The 17969-nt window shown below is 61.6% G+C and carries 17 protein-coding genes and 1 CRISPR repeat array; of the genes, 13 read left to right on the top strand and 4 right to left on the bottom strand.

The window, feature by feature from the left end:
• Positions 1-8 precede the first annotated feature (8 nt).
• Genes dut through ACE1EY_RS13675 form a run of 3 tightly spaced genes read left to right on the top strand, consistent with a single transcriptional unit; the run spans position 9 to position 1797 of the window.
• A complete protein-coding gene (gene dut, locus ACE1EY_RS13685) occupies positions 9-464 on the top strand; it encodes a dUTP diphosphatase (RefSeq protein ID WP_370300421.1) in 456 nt (151 codons plus the stop codon).
• Positions 464-1339, top strand: coding sequence for an acetylglutamate kinase (argB, locus tag ACE1EY_RS13680; protein WP_370300420.1), 876 nt, complete (start codon positions 464-466; stop codon positions 1337-1339). Before dut ends, argB begins: the two co-directional genes overlap by 1 nt.
• A complete protein-coding gene (locus ACE1EY_RS13675) occupies positions 1339-1797 on the top strand; it encodes a YaiI/YqxD family protein (protein ID WP_370300419.1) in 459 nt (152 codons plus the stop codon). Before argB ends, ACE1EY_RS13675 begins: the two co-directional genes overlap by 1 nt.
• Here the strand turns inward: ACE1EY_RS13675 and ACE1EY_RS13670 are convergent.
• Positions 1794-3104 carry a S8 family serine peptidase gene (locus tag ACE1EY_RS13670; protein WP_370300418.1) on the bottom strand — a complete coding sequence of 437 codons (1311 nt, stop codon included), beginning with the start codon at positions 3102-3104 and terminating at the stop codon, positions 1794-1796. The genes ACE1EY_RS13675 and ACE1EY_RS13670 overlap by 4 nt on opposite strands.
• Positions 3105-3307: 203 nt before the next feature.
• Here ACE1EY_RS13670 and ACE1EY_RS13665 point away from each other — a divergent pair, with 203 nt between their 5' ends.
• Positions 3308-4870: an alkaline phosphatase PhoX gene (locus ACE1EY_RS13665; RefSeq protein WP_370300417.1), complete on the top strand. Its 1563-nt coding sequence runs from the start codon at positions 3308-3310 to the stop codon at positions 4868-4870.
• A gap of 7 nt (positions 4871-4877) precedes the next feature.
• On the opposite strand, the gene ACE1EY_RS13660 is transcribed toward ACE1EY_RS13665, so the two are convergent.
• The 3 genes from ACE1EY_RS13660 to ACE1EY_RS13650 form a co-directional block, all read right to left on the bottom strand.
• Complete coding sequence (locus ACE1EY_RS13660) at positions 4878-5354, bottom strand: VOC family protein (RefSeq protein ID WP_291514362.1); 477 nt, start codon at positions 5352-5354, stop codon at positions 4878-4880.
• 91 nt (positions 5355-5445) lie between these two features.
• The gene (locus tag ACE1EY_RS13655; protein ID WP_291514363.1) at positions 5446-6069 is read right to left on the bottom strand and encodes a MarC family protein; all 624 of its coding nucleotides are present in this window, start codon (positions 6067-6069) and stop codon (positions 5446-5448) included.
• 149 nt (positions 6070-6218) lie between these two features.
• Entirely contained in the window at positions 6219-6503 is a 285-nt protein-coding gene (locus tag ACE1EY_RS13650) for a DUF6763 family protein (protein ID WP_291514364.1), read from the bottom strand.
• A gap of 300 nt (positions 6504-6803) precedes the next feature.
• Here ACE1EY_RS13650 and ACE1EY_RS13645 point away from each other — a divergent pair, with 300 nt between their 5' ends.
• The 9 genes from ACE1EY_RS13645 (at position 6804) to cas6f (ending at position 17278) form a co-directional block, all read left to right on the top strand.
• Entirely contained in the window at positions 6804-7820 is a 1017-nt protein-coding gene (locus ACE1EY_RS13645) for a WYL domain-containing protein (RefSeq protein ID WP_291514365.1), read from the top strand.
• A gap of 3 nt (positions 7821-7823) precedes the next feature.
• Positions 7824-8324 carry a nucleotidyltransferase domain-containing protein gene (locus ACE1EY_RS13640; RefSeq protein ID WP_291514366.1) on the top strand — a complete coding sequence of 167 codons (501 nt, stop codon included), beginning with the start codon at positions 7824-7826 and terminating at the stop codon, positions 8322-8324.
• Positions 8321-8500, top strand: a complete 180-nt coding sequence (locus ACE1EY_RS13635; RefSeq protein ID WP_291514367.1) for a hypothetical protein — start codon at positions 8321-8323, stop codon at positions 8498-8500. Before ACE1EY_RS13640 ends, ACE1EY_RS13635 begins: the two co-directional genes overlap by 4 nt.
• A gap of 372 nt (positions 8501-8872) precedes the next feature.
• The gene (gene cas1f / locus ACE1EY_RS13630; RefSeq protein WP_291514368.1) at positions 8873-9847 is read left to right on the top strand and encodes a type I-F CRISPR-associated endonuclease Cas1f; all 975 of its coding nucleotides are present in this window, start codon (positions 8873-8875) and stop codon (positions 9845-9847) included.
• Entirely contained in the window at positions 9844-13191 is a 3348-nt protein-coding gene (gene cas3f, locus ACE1EY_RS13625; protein ID WP_370300416.1) for a type I-F CRISPR-associated helicase Cas3f, read from the top strand. The genes cas1f and cas3f overlap by 4 nt, the downstream gene beginning before the upstream one ends.
• A 114-nt stretch (positions 13192-13305) precedes the next feature.
• Positions 13306-14637, top strand: coding sequence for a type I-F CRISPR-associated protein Csy1 (gene csy1 / locus ACE1EY_RS13620; RefSeq protein ID WP_291514370.1), 1332 nt, complete (start codon positions 13306-13308; stop codon positions 14635-14637).
• A complete protein-coding gene (gene csy2, locus ACE1EY_RS13615; protein WP_291514371.1) occupies positions 14634-15647 on the top strand; it encodes a type I-F CRISPR-associated protein Csy2 in 1014 nt (337 codons plus the stop codon). The genes csy1 and csy2 overlap by 4 nt, the downstream gene beginning before the upstream one ends.
• 15 nt (positions 15648-15662) lie before the next feature.
• The gene (gene csy3 / locus ACE1EY_RS13610) at positions 15663-16703 is read left to right on the top strand and encodes a type I-F CRISPR-associated protein Csy3 (RefSeq protein ID WP_291514372.1); all 1041 of its coding nucleotides are present in this window, start codon (positions 15663-15665) and stop codon (positions 16701-16703) included.
• A 5-nt stretch (positions 16704-16708) separates the two neighbouring features.
• Positions 16709-17278 carry a type I-F CRISPR-associated endoribonuclease Cas6/Csy4 gene (gene cas6f, locus ACE1EY_RS13605; RefSeq protein ID WP_291514376.1) on the top strand — a complete coding sequence of 190 codons (570 nt, stop codon included), beginning with the start codon at positions 16709-16711 and terminating at the stop codon, positions 17276-17278.
• 128 nt (positions 17279-17406) lie between these two features.
• Positions 17407-17969: direct repeats of the CRISPR family, unit length 23 nt; unit sequence GTTCACTGCCGCGTAGGCAGCTC.

The following is a 17969-nucleotide window of genomic DNA, read 5'->3' as shown; positions in this document are numbered from 1 at the left end:
CCTTTCGCATGACCACAATTGACTACCGCATTCTCGATGCCCGTATCGGCTCCGAGTTCCCGTTGCCCGACTACGCCACCGGTGGCTCTGCCGGCATGGATTTGCGCGCCTGTGTGGACGCGCCGCTCACCATCGAGCCGGGGCAGGCTGAACTGATCCCAACCGGGCTGTCGATCTACATCGCCGACCCCAGCTTGGCGGCGATGATTCTGCCGCGCTCGGGTCTGGGCCATAAGCATGGTCTGGTGCTGGGCAACCTCGTGGGTCTGATTGATTCCGATTACCAGGGGCCGCTGATGGTCTCGTGCTGGAATCGGGGACAGCAGGCTTACACCATCGAACCCGGGGAGCGCATCGCGCAGCTGGTCATTGTGCCGGTGGTGCAGGCGAGCTTCCGGGCCGTGGAATCCTTCGAGGCAACCGACCGCGGCGAGGGCGGCTTCGGCTCGTCCGGGCGCAGCTGATGGAATCGCTGACCGAAACCGCGGCGATGGAAGTCGCACGTGTACTGACGACCGCGCTGCCGTACATCCAGCGCTTTGCGGGCAAGACTGTGGTGATCAAGTACGGCGGCAATGCGATGGTGGACGAGGCGCTCAAGCGCGGATTCGCGCGCGATGTGACGCTGATGAAGGCGGTGGGCCTGAACCCCGTTGTCGTCCATGGCGGCGGGCCGCAAATCGGCAGCCTGCTGGAACGGCTGGGCAAGCAAACCGAATTCATCGACGGCATGCGCGTCACCGATGGCGAAACCATGGATGTCGTCCAGATGGTGCTCGGCGGTCTGGTCAACAAGGACATCGTCAACCTGATCAACCAGGCCGGCGGCCGGGCGATTGGCCTGTCGGGCAAGGACGGGCAGCTTATTCGCGCCCGGCGTATCAAAGCCGACGACGGACGCACCGACCTGGGCCAGGTGGGCGAGGTGTCCAGCATCGATCCCGCCGTTGTCGAACTGCTCGAATCCGGCAACTTCATCCCGGTGATCGCACCGTTGGGCGTGGCCCCGAACGGCGAATCATTGAACATCAATGCCGATCTGGTCGCCGGCAAGCTGGCGACGGTGCTCAAGGCGGAGAAGCTGATCCTGCTGACCAACACGCGCGGCATTCTCGATGCCGATCAGAAAACACTGACGGGTCTGTCGCCCGCACGGGTGGGCGAACTGATCGCCGATGGCACGATCTCCGGCGGCATGCTGCCCAAGGTGCGTTGCGCGCTGGATGCTGTGGCCAGTGGGGTGGACGCGGCGCATATCATCGATGGTCGTGTCGAGCATGCGGTGATGCTGGAATTGCTGACCGACGAGGGCGTCGGCACCCTGATTCGCTCCCGCTAATGCCGACGATCTGGGTCGATGCCGACGCCTGCCCGGTTGTCGTCAAGGACATCCTGTTTCGAGCCTCGCGGCGCACCGGCGTTCCGGTCCGGCTGGTTGCCAACCATTTCATGAACGTGCCGAACATCCCGAGCGTGCGGCTGGTGCAGGTCTCGTCCGGATTCGATGTTGCCGACAACCTCATCGCGCAGCAGGCCCAGCCGGGTGATCTGGTGATCACCAGCGACATCCCGCTGGCGGCCGAGGTGGTCGACAAAGGCGTCAAGGCCATCAGCCCGCGCGGGGAGCATCATGCGCCGGACACCATCCGCCAGCGGCTGAATATGCGCGACTTTCTGGAGACCATGCGATCCAGCGGCGTCGAAGTCGGCGGCGGTCCACCCAAGCTGAATCAGGCCGATCGCCAAGCCTTCGCCCGCCACCTGGATCAGTTTCTGGCCGGGCTGGATCGCATCTAGTCGAACTCACCCTGTAGCAGCTCGTTCGCGCTGCCCTTGGGGTCGGAAATCCGCCCCGTTTCGGTGGCAGCCATCACCCGCCGCATGACCTCGGTTGGGATCGCATCGGGATGCGCTTCCAGCACCAGCGCGGCCACGCCGGCGACATGCGGCGCGGCCATCGATGTTCCGCTGATGGTTTGTGTGGCCGCGATGCCGGTGTGCCAGGCGCTGGTGATGTTGTGGCCCGGTGCGAACAGGTCTACACAGTCGCCCCAGTTGGAGAAGTCCGCGCGGCGGTCTGTCTTGTCGCTGGCGCCGACGGTCAGGGCGTCACCGACACGGGCGGGTGAGGTCTGGCAGGCGTCGGCATTCTCATTGCCCGCGGCAAGCACCATCGTAATGCCGAGTGCGGATGCCTCTTCGACCGCTTCGTCCAGTGCCTGGCTGGCTCCGCCACCCAGGCTCAGATTGGCGACGGCGGGCCGGATGTGCTGCTCGCTAACCCAATCGACACCCTTGATTACGCCGGATGTCGAGCCGCTGCCGTTGCAGTCCAACACCCGAATCGGGTGCAGCGTCACGGCCTTGGCAACCCCGTAGGTCGCCCCACCCACCGTGCCGGCGACATGGGTACCGTGGCCGTTGCAGTCTTCGGTGCTGGGGTCGTCAGAGCCCTTGTTGCCGCCGCCAAAAAGTCCGCCAAGAGCCCCTGACAGCTCGTTGATCAGCGGCAGCCCGCCGCCGGATTCGCCGCCGTTGGCGATGACCGAAAAACCAGCGCCCATGCGCCCATCGAACTCACGGTGCGTGGACAAAATGCCGGTGTCGATGATGTACGCATGGACGGTCGCTCCGGTTTGCTCGTATGCGTAGTCCCCGTCCAGCGGCAACGTAGCCTGATCGATGCGGTCCAGCCCCCAGGTGGCGCCGGATTGCGTGGCGAACGGCTTGACGAAGCCATCTTGCTCAACAAATCGGACCAACCGGTCCGCGGCCAAAGCCCGCGCCTGTGCCTCGGTGAACTGACCCGCGAAGCCGTACAGAACGTTGGAGAACAGCAGGTCCGGTTGTCCACCGTGGCGAGCAGCGAGCTGCTTCACCAAGCTGGTGAGCCGGGTTAGGCCCGACTGGCTCGGCTTGTTCAGGACCACGATGTAGCGGCCGGCGATGGCGTCAGGATGCTGCAAGATGCGCGCGTTCTGCGGCGCAGTCTGGGCCGGCTTGGGCTTGGAGGGCGCCACGGTTTCCTTGACCGAATCCAGTAGCCCGGCCGCTGCGACGCAGGGGGCAATGAACATCGCACAGGCGAATAGTCGGTTTCTCATCGGTGTCTCCGGGTAGGGCGCTGTTCTGCTCGATACGCGTTGTCACGTGCTTAGCGGGAATGGTAGCCCACGCATGTCAACCCAGTGCGACCAGCGGTCGCCGTTCGGCGGGTGAGCGGCAAGGCGGCGTGCATGCGGTGTCATCGGCCTATCACGCAATGCTGCCAGACTCTTGCGCCGAAATTTCAGGCCCATATCGATTCATGAAACGTCGCCAATTCATCCAGGCCGGTTTGGCCGTAGCCGGTTCTTTTTCACTTGGCCGCGATTTCTGGAAGCGCGCCTATGCCGCGCCTGCCGTGCCGGGCGCCAGCCCCTACGGCGAGCTCATCGGCCCGGATGAAAACGGACTATTCCTGCCGCCTGGTTTCACCTCGCGCAAGATTGCCGAGGCCTACTCCCCGGTGAAACTCGCCGACGGCGGGGAATCCAGCTACCTCTGGCATCGCGCATCGGATGGCGGCGCGGTGATTCCGCAGGACGACGGCGGGTGGATTTACGTCAGCAACTCTGAAATTCCCATCATCGCGGACGAGTGCCTGGACGACCCCGGCTCTGAGATGTGCGGTGAGCAGGGCGGCGTCGGCGCCGTTCGTTTCGACGCCGACGGCAATGTGGTTGATGCGTATCCCGTGCTGCAGGGCACGAACAACAATTGCGCCGGCGGGCTGACCCCGTGGGGCACATGGCTATCCTGCGAGGAGAATTTCTTCGGCTTCGTCTACGAATGTGATCCGACCGGGCTGAACCAGCCGATCCGCCTGGCGGCGATGGGGCAGTTCAGCCATGAGGCGGCGGCTGTCGATCCCGTAGGCAAGGCGATTTATCTGACAGAGGATCAGGGCGACGGCGCGTTTTATCGGTTCCGCCCCACAATCTGGCCGGACGATGATCGACCCAATCTGGCATTGGGCGTGCTGGAGGTTGCCGTGGTCGGCGACAACCCGCCGATCCGCGTGCCCTATGGTGAGGCGATTCGTGATGCCTTCGCTCAGGCCGGCGTGGATTTCGATGATTTTGACCCCACCGGCATTCTCGGTGAAGTGACCGAAACTGACCCGGGGCAGGTCGTCTGGCGCCCGATCCTCAATCCACTGGGGCTGCCGATCGAATGCCGGTATCAAGTGCCCACCGCCGCCGTGTTCGATGGCGGTGAGGGTTGCTGGTACGACAGCGGCCTCGTCTATTTCACCTGCAAGGGCTCGAACCGGGTCTGGGCCTACGACACCATCGCCGAGCGCGTGGACATCATCTACGATGCCAACGAAATCGGGGATGACGCACCGTTGCGTGGGGTGGATAACATGGTCGTCCACGCCCAGAGCCACGACCTATTCGTCGCTGAAGATGGCGGCAATATGGAGTTGGTGATCATCACCGATGATCGCAAGGTTGCGCCGTTCATGCGCTACCCGGTACCGCACTCCGAGATCGCCGGCCCCGGATTCGATGCCTCCGGAACCCGGCTCTACTTCGCTAGCCAGGGCAAGCGGCATACGGTGAACGAGGCCACCGGCGAAGAGGTTCGAGGCGAGATTTTCGAGATCACCGGGCCGTTTAGGAACACCGATTTCGTCAACCCTGATCCGGGCACGCCGGATGATCGCAACCCGCCAACGGGAAGCAGCGGCGCACTCGGTGCGGCAACGTTGGGCGCGTTGGGCGCCGCCGCGTTGCTGGCGAAGCTCTGCGATCAATCGGCGGCTGGCGAGGATGGGGACGCCACCGGTGACGATGGAGACGCCCCGCAACCTATGGATGAGTGAACTGGCGTCAGCAACCTGGCCCCATCTCCTTCATCATCGCCTCGAAGCGCTTCGCCATCTCGTCCTCGGCGACGTCTTCCACGTGGGTCGCGATGCTCCACTGGTGGCCGAACGGGTCGATGAGCGCGCCCATTCGGTCGCCCCAGAACTGATCTTCCATCGGCTTGGCTTCGGTGGCACCGGCATTGATCGCCTGTTGGAACAACGCGTCGGCGTCATCGACATAAATCATCAGGCTACCGGTGGTGCCGCCCAGCGTTGAGGGGCTTTTGACATCGAACTCTTCCATCGCGTCGGCGAGCATGACGTGCGAATTACCGATCCTGATCTCCGCATGCATGACCTTGCCGTCCGGTGAGGGTAGGCGGAACAGTTCGGTGGCATCGAAGGCCTTCTCGTAGAAGGCGATGGCGTCGGCTGCGCCGGAAATGAACAGATAAGGCGTGACGCTGTGGTAGCCGTCCGGAATCGGATTCACTGGCATTGCGGTCTCCCGTATCGAAATGGCCCCCGATGGGCCCCCTCGATTGTAGACCGGCATGTGACGGCGCTATGACGCCGCTGACCGGGTGGCGCTAGTTGGTGCTGGTGTTCAGCAGGTCGAAAATGTTCAGCGCCTCCATCACCAACTCGATCGACAGCGCGGCGAGCAGCATGCCCATCACCCGGACCAGAATCGCCGAGCCGTTCTGGCCGATGACCGCGATGATGCGTCCGGCGGCGAGCATGAACAAAAACGTCGCCAACAGCACCAGCAGCATGACACCGGTGGTCGCCAGCTGAACCTGAATCGGGTAGACGTGGTTATCTGTGAGAATGATCACGGCCATGAGCGCGCCGGGGGTGGCGATGGACGGCACCGCCAAAGGGAACACCGCGATATCGTGGCCCGGCTCGCCCTGGGTTGAGCCTTGCGTCAGCGGCGTGCCGAACACCATCTTCAGGCCGAACAGAAACAGGATGATGCCGCCAGCCACCTGCAGGGACACCAGGCGAATGCCCATGGCGGTTAGCAGTACCTGACCGATGATTACCGCACCCACCAGAATGCCGCCAGCGTAAAGCACCGCCTTGAGCGCGGTTCGGCGGCGGGCGGCTTCGGTGAGCCCCCCGGTGATGGAGGCGAAGATGGCAAGCGTGCCAATCGGGTCAATCGTCGCCCACAGAATCAGGGCGTCGCGAATCAGCTTGTCGGTCATCCGTGTCCGGCGTCGGTCGAGGAGCGCGGCGTGACCAGTTGGTCGAGCGGCTCGCGTGAAGAGGCTATTCAGACCTCACGAGCCTGCAAAAATTCCGTTATGACCGTGGGCGTCGAGTCCCTGCCGGGTGGTGCAACGCGCCGCGAATCTCAGAGTTCGACGTGATCCAGCGGATTGTCCCAGTGGGACGGTCGAGCCACGTCGAGATAGACATCGCGCTCCATGTCCACCGCGCCGCTCCAGTCTTCCGGGGGCGCCGCAGGCGTTGCCGCGAGCTCTATCCAGCTATCGAAATCGATCTCGGCCACGGTGCCATCGAAATACTGCACCTCGACAGTCTCGGCGCGAAGATCGATTGCGACAATTTCAAACGGTGAGTTGTTTCCGACCTGGAACCAGTCTCCGACGCTGAGTTCATGTAGCCACATCGCCATCGTTTTCTCCTTGTCGATTCCTGGGTGAATCGACTTCCAACGGGTATAGGCAAGTGACAGTCCTGTGACAAGACATGCTGATTCCCATCCCCTGCAAGTGACTGATTCGCAGTGCAATCATGTCGATGGGCGGGTCAGATTGCCGACCGTCGGGCGGGCGTGGGTTGTGAAGTCGCGGTCAAGGCGTCGGCATTTCGTGGCGTGTGACGACGGATAGCCGTCGTACGGTACGGCTGACGCCAGTCTGAAGGCTGGTGCAGGATAGGGTTCTATCGAAGATTGCACGCGATGGAGGACGGGATGGACAAGCTCGACCGCGTATACATCCTGCACCGGGAGTTATCCTCCCGGCGGCGGCCGGTGACCAAGGCCAGGCTGGCCGAGGCCATGGGCGATTGCTCGGTCCGTACCGTGCATCGCACGGCCAAGTGGATGCAGGATGAACTCCATGCGCCGATCTGCTTTAGTCCCACCGGATACTTTTACGACCAGCACCCCAGCGAGCCCATGTTCGAACTACCGGGGCTTTGGTTCAACGAAGATGAACTCGTCGCCCTCGTAGGCGTGCAAACACTGCTTCAGCGTGCCCAGCCGGGATTACTGGATGAGTACCTGGCGCCGATCGCCAAACGCATTGACCAGTTGCTGAGCCGGCGAGGTATCGGACTGCCGAACTGGGAGCATCGCATACGCATCGTCCAGATGGCCGGCCGGCCTGCCGGAAGCTGTTTTGGTGCGGTTGCGGACGCGTTGGCGCGTCGTCAGCAAATTCTCCTTCGCTACCGCTCGCGCGGCGACGGCGTGGTGTCGACCCGCACCGTGTCCCCCCAGCGCCTGACCCACTATCGCGAAAACTGGTATCTGGATGCCTGGTGCCACACGAAGAACGCCTTACGCACCTTTTCGCTTGACCGGATCGAGACGACGCAAACAACCGACGAACCCTCGTTCGACGTGCCGAAGCAGAGCCTCGACGCCGCACTGACGACCAGCTTCGGCATCTTCGCGGGCGAACCCACCCACGAAGCCAGCCTCCTGTTCACCGCTCGCCGCGCCCAATGGATCGCCGATGAACAATGGCACCCCCAGCAACAGGGCGAGCGACTGGCCGACGGCCGCTACCGGCTGCGGTTTCCCTATCACCACAGCGAAGAACTGGCGTTGGACATCTGCCGCTACGGACCCGATGTACTTGTGGAAGGTCCGGAAAAACTGCGAGAGGCGGTGGCGGAGCGGTTGAAGGCCGCCGCTGCGCTGTATAACGATGGCAACGACCCAGAGCGAACCAAACGTGGACATGCACCAGCAGCGGAATAAGCGATGAAGTTGAACAGCGTCGAGATGGTGCTGACGGCACTGGAACAAGCCGGCGTGCGCTATTTGATCGTCGGTGGCCTCGCCGTCAATGCACATGGCTACGCCCGCTACACCAAGGATATTGACATCGTCATCCAGCTGGATCGGGACAACGTGCTGCATGCGTTTCGGGCGTTGGAGCCGCTCGGATACCGCCCGCTTTTGCCGGTCAAGCCCGCGCAGTTCGCCGATGCCGCGACCAGAGAGCAGTGGGTCCGCGACAAGCACATGCAGGTGTTCCAATTGTGGAGCGACGCTCACCGAGAAACGCCTATCGATGTGTTCGTGACCGAACCCTTCGACTTCGACGCCGAATACGACCGCGCACCCCGCAAGCGATTTGGCGAAACACTGGATATCCCCATAGTCGCCCGCGACACGCTGATCCGCATGAAGCAGAGCGCGGGCCGGGTTCAGGACCTGGCCGACATCGACAACCTGCGCTTGCTGGAGCCAGACGCGTGACTGCGCCCGATGACGACATTGACTGGTCGCTCGCCACCTTCGAAGGCGCTCGGCTCGAGCAGATGCGGCGCTGGGCCGCGCTGCCTTTGGACCGAATCGTTGCCGCGCTGGAGGAGATGGAGCGGCATGCGGCACCTCGAACACCTGCAGCCACCAAGCCCGGAATAGAAAAGTGATAGCCGCAAGCACTGATTGAATTTTCAGTGGACGCGTTTTGACCAGTTAGCGGGGCATGCTGCTGCTGAGCTTTCCTTGGGGGTAGTGATGCTTGGTTCTCAATCGTCGCGCCGACCTAGCGATGTCCGGATTGTGCGGCGCAATCCGTATTCCCTAGGTGAGCTTGGCCGACGCAATTCGGCGACGCGCGGAGATGGGGTATCTGCGAAATGGGGAATGTGGCGGTGATAGGGGGGGGACGTCCGAAATGCGGTGTTTGCGGTATGCCGAAGCACATCGGTTTATGACGGCTATTCCCAAGCCCGATGGGAGGTGCGAGATCTCGTACGCCGCAGGATGATTCTGAGCGTCAGTTGCTCTGTGGATAGCTGATGAACGAATTCACGCCATCGTCTCTCAAGAGCATTCTGCACTCGAAGCGGGCAAACCTTTATTACCTGGAACGGTGCAGGGTGCTGGTCAATGGTGGCCGAGTGGAGTACGTCACCGAGGCGGGGCGTGAATCCCACTATTGGAACATTCCGATCGCGAACACGACGACCGTCCTGCTGGGAACAGGCACGTCGATTACCCAGGCGGCCATGCGGGAATTGGCCAAGGCCGGCGTGCTGGTTGGCTTTTGTGGCGGGGGTGGCACGCCGCTGTTCAGTGCCAACGAGGTGGATGTTGAAGTCGCCTGGCTGTCGCCTCAAAGTGAATACAGGCCCACCGAGTATCTGCAGGCCTGGGTCCGATTCTGGTTTGATGAGCAAGGGAGGCTGGATGCGGCGCGACGCTTTCAGCAGGCGCGCCTGCAGCGAATCGCTGATCATTGGCGACGCAGCAGAGCCCTGACCGATTCCGGTTTCTCGGTGTCACAGGATCAGCTCGACAATCTTCTACGACGCGCAGAGTCCGATGTGTCGTCCGCGCCAGATACGCAGGCGCTGCTGACCGCAGAAGCGCGACTCACTAAGGAGCTGTTCAAGACCGCCGCGCGTGCGTCGGGTTATGGCGCATTCACCCGTGCCAAACGCGGTGGCGGTGTCGACCCGGCCAATCGGTTTCTGGATCACGGCAATTACCTCGCCTATGGGTTGGCCGCAACCGCCACCTGGGTGCTCGGCCTTCCGCATGGCTTGGCGGTGTTGCACGGCAAGACCCGTCGTGGCGGGCTTGTGTTCGACGTTGCAGACCTGATCAAGGATGCGGTCATCCTGCCGCAGGCGTTTGTTTGCGCAGTGCGAGGTGACGAGGAGCAGGCGTTTCGTCAGGCCTGCATCGAAACGCTGACGCAGACCGAGTCGCTAGACTTCATGATCGACACGCTCAAATCTGTCGCGGTGGAAGTGGGCAGCTCGACATGAACGTGCTGCTCGTTTCGCAATGCGACAAACGCGCACTGACGGAAACCCGCCGCATCCTCGATCAGTTCGCCGAACGGCGCGGAGATCGCACCTGGCAAACACCGATTACCCAGGCCGGCCTCGATACGCTGCGACGGTTGCTGCGCAAGACGGCACGCAAGAACACTGCGGTTGCCTGCCACTGGATACGCGGACGAGATCACAGTGAATTGCTCTGGGTCGTCGGCAACGCAGGCCGATTCAACGCGGAAGGAGCGGTTCCGACCAACAGAACACAGCGTGATGTTCTGCGCCGGGCCAGTGAGAACGACTGGCACACGGCGCAGGATATCCGTCTGCTAGCACAACTCGCTGCGCTGCTGCACGACCTGGGCAAAGCCAGCGTCGCGTTTCAGCAGCGGTTACGTGGCGAGTTGCAGGAACGCAACCTCTATCGCCACGAATGGGTTTCACTCCGCCTGTTTCAGGCGTTTGTCGGTGATTGCGACGATGCTTCCTGGTTGCAACGTTTGGCGGACCCGAGCGCTGACGACGAAGCGCTTTGGACTGCACCCAAGCGTTATCAGCGGGATGGGCTGGACGAGGATGTCGCTCGGCCATTTGACCAGCTGCCTCCGCTCGCGGCCGCCGTTGCCTGGCTAGTTGTCACACATCACCGGCTTCCGACCATCCCGCAGGAGCAGCGCGCGGACTTCAATGTGCTTTGGTTGGAGCAGCCACTGTCGCTGGTGGATCACACGTGGAATGAGCGTTATCAGTCCGCCGATCGTAAGCACGTGGAGAGTTACTGGACCATGGCGGATCAACTGCCGGTTGTCCGGCCGAAATGGCGTGCTCAGGCCGCAAGGCTCGCACGACAATTGCTGACGTTGCGGGAGCGTCGATCGGCACCGTGGCTTAAGAACCCCTACGTGATGCATCTCGCCCGCCTCAGCCTGATGCTGGCGGATCACCACTATTCTGCCCATCCTGCAGACGCGTCACAGCGTGTTGAGGGCGACGGCGATTCATCGTTGTTCGCCAATACCGGACCCGAAGGAAATCTCAAGCAGGCGTTGGACGAGCATCTGCTCGGCGTGGCGCGGGACGCCGGCCAGATCGCCTACGCGTTGCCGGGCTTCGAGCGGGACCTACCGCGTCTGGCGCGACACCGCGGCCTGCGCAAGCGCAGTGGTTCGGGCAAGTTCGCCTGGCAGGACAAGGCCACCGATGCTGCAGTCTCGTTGCGGCAAGCCTCAGTGGAACAGGGTGCGTTCATCGTCAACATGGCGTCCACCGGTTGCGGCAAGACCCTCGCCAACCTTCGGATGCTCAACGCGCTGGCCGATCCCCAGCAAGGTTTTCGAGCGACCTATGCGCTGGGGTTGCGCACCCTGACCTTGCAAACTGGGCGCAGCTACCGCGAGGACTTGCGACTTGGCGAGGACGAACTGGCGATTCTGGTCGGTGGTTCGGGGAGCCGTTCGTTGTTCGAGTACTACGAGCAGCGGGCAGAGAGTCACGGCTCCGCATCCGTGCAAGCACTGATCGATGAGGACAGCCACGTCCTGTTCGAAGGCAATACTGCTGATCACCCGTTGCTTTCACGTGCGATGCAGGACGCCAACATCCGCAAGCTGATCTCGGCACCGGTGGTGGTCTGCACCGTGGACCACATTGCGCCCGCCACCGAGTCGCTGCGGGCCGGTCGCCAGATCGCACCGATGCTGCGGCTGATGAGCAGCGACCTGGTGTTGGATGAATTGGATGACTATGATCTCGACGACCTTCCGGCGCTGACGCGGCTGGTGCATTGGGCCGGCCTGTTGGGGACGCGGGTTGTCTTGTCGTCCGCAACACTGCCGCCTGCGCTGGTCGAAGGGATGTTCATGGCCTATCACGCCGGCCGCCTGCACTACGCGCGCAATCGTGGTTTGGGTAGCGAACAGGCGGAACGGGCCGTCCAAGTCCCCTGCCTGTGGGTCGACGAATTCAGCGTGCAGCGGGCGCACTGCCCTGATGCCACGATGTTCATTGAACAGCACACCACGTTTGTCCAGCGGCGGACGAAGGAACTGTCCATCGCCGAGCCTCTGCGGCGTGGAGAACTGCTGCCATTAACTATCGGCATGAAGGTGCCCGATCAACAGCAGTACGCCGAGTTTGCCGAACCGCTTCGCGATGCCTGCGTTCGGCTGCATCAGGATCATGCCGAGGTATGCCCGCACAGCGGAAAGCATGTGAGCTTCGGCATCGTGCGCATGGCCAATATCGAGCCCCTGGTTGGTGTCGCTCGCGCATTGTTCCAGTTGGGTGGGACGGATGACGTCCGTATTCACCTGTGCGTTTACCACGCACGATTTCCTCAGGTGCAACGTTCGGCGATCGAGCATCAACTCGACCAGGCGTTCAATCGGCGCCGGCCGGAAGCCGTCTATGCCGTGCCCGACATTCGTCATGCCATCGACGCGCATCCGGAGCCGCACCACCTGTTCGTCGTACTCGCGTCACCCGTCTGTGAGGTTGGGCGAGATTGGGACGCCGACTGGGCCGTTGCCGAGCCTTCGTCCCTGCGCGCGCTGATTCAGTTGGCGGGTCGTGTTCAACGCCATCGGCGAAAGCTGGGCGACAGACCCAACCTATTGATTCTCGATACGAACTTGCGCCATTTCAAAGGCGAGCGGGGCCCCGACGGCCAGCCGGGGCCGGTCTTTCTCCGGCCCGGTTTCGAGCAGTGGCGCGCACCGGTCGGGCATCCATTTCGTTTGCTGGCGCATCACCTGAGCAAACTGATGGCGCCGGAGGAATACACCACCGTTAGCGCCCTGCCGCGCATGGTTTCCAGACCGCTGGCCGATCTGAAACCCCAGTACCGGCTAGTCGATCTCGAACACGCTCGGATGCAGGATCGCATGCTGCCTGCAGTGGATGAGGTGGGCGGACGAACCTTGCGCCGAGAACCCAACGCCGCGACCGCCTGGCGATATTCGCAGGCCGCATTGACCGGAATGCTTCAACAGCGTCAACCGTTTCGTGACGACTCCCAACCCAGTGTGATGTTGGCGTTTCTGCCAGATGATGAGGAAGAGCGGTTGTTGCTCCACCGGGTGGAAGAAGAACGCGGCCGCCGGGGCCAGACACTGTATGTGGAGGTCGACCAAAGCCTACGGCATGACATGGACGTGCCGCTCGGCGCGTGCATCAGCGCCTGGGGAGAGCATGACCTGCTCGGTCTGCTGATCGAGCAGTCGGACTACCTGAATCTACCGCTGCGACGATGCGCCGAGACGTTGGCGACCATCAGCGCTCCGAAAAGTGACCACGGGTGGGCGTATCACGAAGCACTCGGCTTGATTGCGTTTTAGCGTTGAAATGTACACAGCATGATTTCGACTGAGGCGTTTGTCTTTGGACGCGATGTGCCAATTCACAAACTGATGTCATTCCAGATCGAATTTGGCTGAAGTTAGGAGGCGGGAATGCAAGACCATCCTGATCGAGTACAGGCCTTTACGGATGTCATAGCCCGATTCATTAACGAGCGTCGCGAAGCGAAGCTGAAAGGCGACAACGACGCCGCGAAGGCATCCAGGTACGAGTACGCCACGTGGCTGGCGGATGCTGCCCGCCGCGTTGCTCAGATTCAGGCGGTGACACATGTGCTCAAGGCGACGCACCCGGATGCGCGTGGCAGCAGCCTGCACGCACCACCTCAGTCGTTACCATCACATGCGGAGGTCGGCTCGCACACGCTCGGTGCCGATTTCGCCGAAGACATTGTGGGTAACGCCGCTGCCCTGGACGTATTCAAGTTCTTGAAGGTTGAGGTCGATGGTCGTCGACTGTGGGACTGGATGCTCGATAAGGACGCAGATTTGCAGCGTGCGCTGAGTTCGGATTCCGAGACTGCGGCTGAGTGGATGCGCGCGTTCACCGGATTGGTCAGGCAAGACGTCCAACCGATTTCTCACGTGCTGGCCAAGCAGGTTTACTGGTGTGTCGGAAACGACCCCGCCGACGACGCCCATTACGAGTTATTGCAGCCGTTGTTCTCCAGCAGCCTTGCGCATGCGGTACACGCGAATGTCAGTGATGCGCGCTTTGGAGAGCAGAACAAGGTCGCTCGAAAGGCCCGTCGTGACAGAACGCCCTACGAGGGGCTGTATCGCGAATATCGCGATCTAGTCGCGCGCAAATTGGGGGGAACGAAGCCGCAAAACGTCTCCCAACTCAATAGCGAGCGAGGCGGTGTGAACTACCTGCTGGCGTCCGCTCCGCCACACTGGCAAAAGGAATCAAGCCCGAAGCTCCTGAACACCGATTCTGCATTGGATCGCATTGCTCAACTCGGTAGCGTGCGCCACTTGATTCGGGTTCTCGCAGATTTTCTCCGCTCTGATCCGCCGCGAAACGAAGCCACGCGCGAAAGACGGGAAACCATTGAGCAGGCGTTGGGGCAGGAACTGCCGGTGTTCGCGGCCTCTGTTCGTGCAGGGTTGGAACCTGGTTGGACGCGTGATCCGGCTTGCCGGCTGCCGCGCTGTGAGCAGCTTTGGCTGGATGCGGACAGGGTGGAACTTCCAGTCCGGGAGGACAATGCGGAAGCTGATCAGGCCTTCATTGACGATTACCACCGCGGTGATTGGCGAGACGAGGTGGCCGGTCGTTTCGCCAACTGGATCAATGCGCGTCTGCGCGACGCCGGGTTGCCTGCGGTTGGCGATGCGGAATACCGCCACTGGGCGAAGCAAGCGGTCATCGAGGCGCAGTGGCCGGTGCCCATGCAGGCCAGAGCAGGAGCACCGGCATGAGCACTTGCCCGTCATTTGATTACCTGGTGGTACTCCCGCATCTGCGCGTGCAGAACGCCAACGCCGTGTCCAGCCCGTTGACGCATGGATTTCCGTCCATGACGGCGTTTCTGGGCCTAATGTGGGCACTAGAGCGCCGGTCTCGCGCTGCCGGTTTGGACCTGGGGTTTCGTGCGGTCGGTGTGGTGTGCCACGCACATCAGGAACAGGTGAATGACGACCGGTTCGTCAAATCGTTTCACCTAACGCGCAATCCCGTGGGCAAGGACGGGAAGACCGCCGCAATTGTCGAGGAGGGTCGCGTTCATCTGGAACTGACTCTGATCTTAGCCATCGAGAGCGAACGATGGTTGCGCGACCCAGAGGTACAGCAAGCCGACGTTGCCGCCGTGTCCGAGTGGGTCAGCCAAATGCGTGTGGCCGGTGGAAGCATCTTGCCGGCGGCGAACCCAAACTGGCATCGCTATCGACCCTGTTCCGTCCCAATGCACGGGGACGATGGCTGGGAGTTGTTCCGCAAGCTGCGCATGCGCTGGCTGCCGGGTTTTACGCTGGTGTCGCGAGATGAGTTGATTGACACGCGGTTGGCCGAGTTGCGTACGCACGATGCCGCAGCCACCAGGTTGGACGCATGGCTATCCCTTTGCCGCATCAACTGGCGCTACGAGACACCGGAGAAGGACACCGTCCAGGCGCGCCGTGACGCGTGGAAGCACGACCGCGCAGGCTTGGGCTGGGTCGTTCCGATTCCGGTTGGCTATGGCGCGCTCGGTGACATATATCCACCCGGAGCTGTGGCGAACGCGCGCGATGCAACAACGCCGTTTCGCTTCGTCGAAAGCCTCTTTTCGGTAGGGCAATGGATCAGCCCTCACCGTCTGCATGATCCCCAGCAGATGCTTTGGTATGCCGACAGCCGGCCAGATGACGGCTTGTATCGCTGCCGCAACGATTTCCAGCCTGCGCCTGAATTTGACTTCATCCAGGCACAGTTCGATCAATCACATTGAGTCGAGGAGTACACGATGACAACACAAACATTAAGAACAGCGTCCGTTTTGGCATTTGAACGCAAGCTCGACCCTTCCGACGCATTATTGTTCGCCGGCGACTGGGCGGAACGTAAACAGTCCGACAACTGGCAGCCGATCAAGATTCGCGAAAAGTCTGTACGCGGCACGATTTCCAACCGCCTCAAAACGAAGGACCAGGATCCGGCCAAACTGGACGCTGCAATCGAAAACCCTAACCTGCAGACGGTAGACGTGGCCGCATTGCCGTCGGATTGCGACACAGTGAAAGTGCAGTTCACCTTACGGGTTCTTGCTGGTGCAGGTGAGCCGTCCGCCTGCAATGACGCGGACTATCGCGACAAGCTGATTGCGGCCGTGACGGGATACGTCCAGGAGCATGGATTCGCTGAACTGGCTGGGCGCTACGCGGCCAATCTAGCGAACGGTCGCTTCCTGTGGCGCAACCGCGTCGGTGCCGAGCAGATCGAGGTCCATGTCGCCCATCTCATGAGAGGTTCTGCCAACAAGCAATGGGAGTTCGACGCGTTGGAGCACGAGCTGCGCCAGCTGCGAGCGCCCGAGGCGGAAGCCGCTCAGGTTTCGGAACTGGCGACGCTGATCGAAGCCGGCCTTGCGGGCGAGGCTCATGTGCTCTTGCAAGTCACGGCCTACGTTCGCATGGGTGCCGGCCAGGAAGTGTTTCCATCCCAGGAATTGATTCTTGACCGCGGCCGCGGTGACAAGAGCAAAACGTTATACGCGGTGGGTGACGGAAGCACGGCGATTGCGGCCATCCATTCGCAAAAGATCGGCAATGCGATTCGCACCATTGATACTTGGTATCCGGACGCCGAAAAACTCGGGGCGATCGCGATTGAACCTTACGGGTCCGTCACAACACAGGGCAAAGCCTACCGCCAGCCAAAGCAAAAGCAGGATTTTTACTCTCTGCTTGATCGGTGGCTGCTCAAGGACCAACCGCCGGAGCCGAGCAACCAGCACTTTGTTATCGCCGTTCTCGTTCGGGGCGGCGTGTTCGGTGACGCGGGCTGACCGTGATGGATCACTATGCGGAGTTTCGATTGCTGCCCGATACAGAGTTCTCGGCTAACCACTTAATGAATGCATTGTTCGCCACGTTGCATCGGACGTTGGTTGAATTGGGCAGCACGGATATTGGCGTGAGCTTTCCGGCGTTGGGTGCCCAGCCCACCGGTGTGGGTGAACGCCTACGCCTGCACGGATCCGAGTCTGCGCTGCGGCCCTGCATAGATGCGGGCTGGTTCAAGAGCATTCGGGATCATGCAAGCCGGTCCGAAATCCGGCCTGTCCCGGAGAACGTTCGGCACGTCCAGGTTCGCCGTGTACAGCCTCTAGGAGGGAGTGACCTACGACGCCTACGCCGCAGGCTGATGGCTCGGAGTGGATGCTCGCAGGAACAGGCCGCTCAGCGCATTCCGGCTAGCGCCGCGGAGCGGCTCACGCTTCCGTTTCTTTCACTGAGAAGCGCCAGCACCGGTCAGATGTATCGGCTGTTTATTGAACAGAAGTCAGTCGCGCAGCCCGTTGGCGGCGCGTTCAATAGCTATGGAATCAGCAAAACGGCCACTGTCCCGTATTTCGACTGACCCTTTTCTTTTGCCGCGTACGGTAGCGGTTAAAATCAAATAGTTATGCGCGGCGCTCAGATTTTGGTCTGAGCGCCGCGGTAGGTATTTGTGCCTGTTAATCAATGGGCTACACGATTCCTTGCCTGGTTCACTGCCGCGTAGGCAGCTCAGAAATGTTTCAAGCCTGCTGCACCAACCCGCTCATTGTTCACTGCCGCGTAGGCAGCTCAGAAAGTCATCGACTCGAAGTCCGCCGCACGCTACCAGTTCACTGCCGCGTAGGCAGCTCAGAAAAGATCGCAGCCGCACACCGATACGGCGTCGTAGTTCACTGCCGCGTAGGCAGCTCAGAAAATCGCAAACACGGTCGTAGCCGGTTTAATCACGTTCACTGCCGCGTAGGCAGCTCAGAAATTGATGACCGCCGCGATTGCTGTCGTTGCCGTGTTCACTGCCGCGTAGGCAGCTCAGAAATCATAAGCATTCCAAGCGCCTTGATCGGCTGCGTTCACTGCCGCGTAGGCAGCTCAGAAACGAACCGCGTTCGAAGAGGGGTTACGGAAGCTGTTCACTGCCGCGTAGGCAGCTCAGAAAATCGCGACAGAGGCCGCACCGGACAAACCGGTGTTCACTGCCGCGTAGGCAGCTCAGAAAAACCCGCTCATTGCGGCCGTGCGGCAAGTCGAGTTCACTGCCGCGTAGGCAGCTC

Origin of the sequence: Abyssibacter sp. (genome assembly GCF_964229365.1) — a bacterium.
In the GTDB taxonomy this organism is placed as follows: Bacteria; Pseudomonadota; Gammaproteobacteria; order Nevskiales; family OUC007; genus Abyssibacter.
Note: the sequence above shows the minus strand (reverse complement) of the source record. Positions and strands in the feature narration are given on the sequence as shown.

Bases quoted from the DNA above. Each gene is read 5' to 3' on its own strand.
- dut (WP_370300421.1), top strand. From the start codon at position 9: ATGACCACAATTGACTACCGCATTCTCGATGCCCGTATCGGCTCCGAG.
- argB (WP_370300420.1), top strand. From the start codon at position 464: ATGGAATCGCTGACCGAAACCGCGGCGATGGAAGTCGCACGTGTACTG.
- ACE1EY_RS13675 (WP_370300419.1), top strand. From the start codon at position 1,339: ATGCCGACGATCTGGGTCGATGCCGACGCCTGCCCGGTTGTCGTCAAG.
- ACE1EY_RS13670 (WP_370300418.1), bottom strand. From the start codon at position 3,104: ATGAGAAACCGACTATTCGCCTGTGCGATGTTCATTGCCCCCTGCGTC.
- ACE1EY_RS13665 (WP_370300417.1), top strand. From the start codon at position 3,308: ATGAAACGTCGCCAATTCATCCAGGCCGGTTTGGCCGTAGCCGGTTCT.
- ACE1EY_RS13660 (WP_291514362.1), bottom strand. From the start codon at position 5,354: ATGCCAGTGAATCCGATTCCGGACGGCTACCACAGCGTCACGCCTTAT.
- ACE1EY_RS13655 (WP_291514363.1), bottom strand. From the start codon at position 6,069: ATGACCGACAAGCTGATTCGCGACGCCCTGATTCTGTGGGCGACGATT.
- ACE1EY_RS13650 (WP_291514364.1), bottom strand. From the start codon at position 6,503: ATGGCGATGTGGCTACATGAACTCAGCGTCGGAGACTGGTTCCAGGTC.
- ACE1EY_RS13645 (WP_291514365.1), top strand. From the start codon at position 6,804: ATGGACAAGCTCGACCGCGTATACATCCTGCACCGGGAGTTATCCTCC.
- ACE1EY_RS13640 (WP_291514366.1), top strand. From the start codon at position 7,824: ATGAAGTTGAACAGCGTCGAGATGGTGCTGACGGCACTGGAACAAGCC.
- cas1f (WP_291514368.1), top strand. From the start codon at position 8,873: ATGAACGAATTCACGCCATCGTCTCTCAAGAGCATTCTGCACTCGAAG.
- cas3f (WP_370300416.1), top strand. From the start codon at position 9,844: ATGAACGTGCTGCTCGTTTCGCAATGCGACAAACGCGCACTGACGGAA.
- csy1 (WP_291514370.1), top strand. From the start codon at position 13,306: ATGCAAGACCATCCTGATCGAGTACAGGCCTTTACGGATGTCATAGCC.
- csy2 (WP_291514371.1), top strand. From the start codon at position 14,634: ATGAGCACTTGCCCGTCATTTGATTACCTGGTGGTACTCCCGCATCTG.
- csy3 (WP_291514372.1), top strand. From the start codon at position 15,663: ATGACAACACAAACATTAAGAACAGCGTCCGTTTTGGCATTTGAACGC.
- cas6f (WP_291514376.1), top strand. From the start codon at position 16,709: ATGGATCACTATGCGGAGTTTCGATTGCTGCCCGATACAGAGTTCTCG.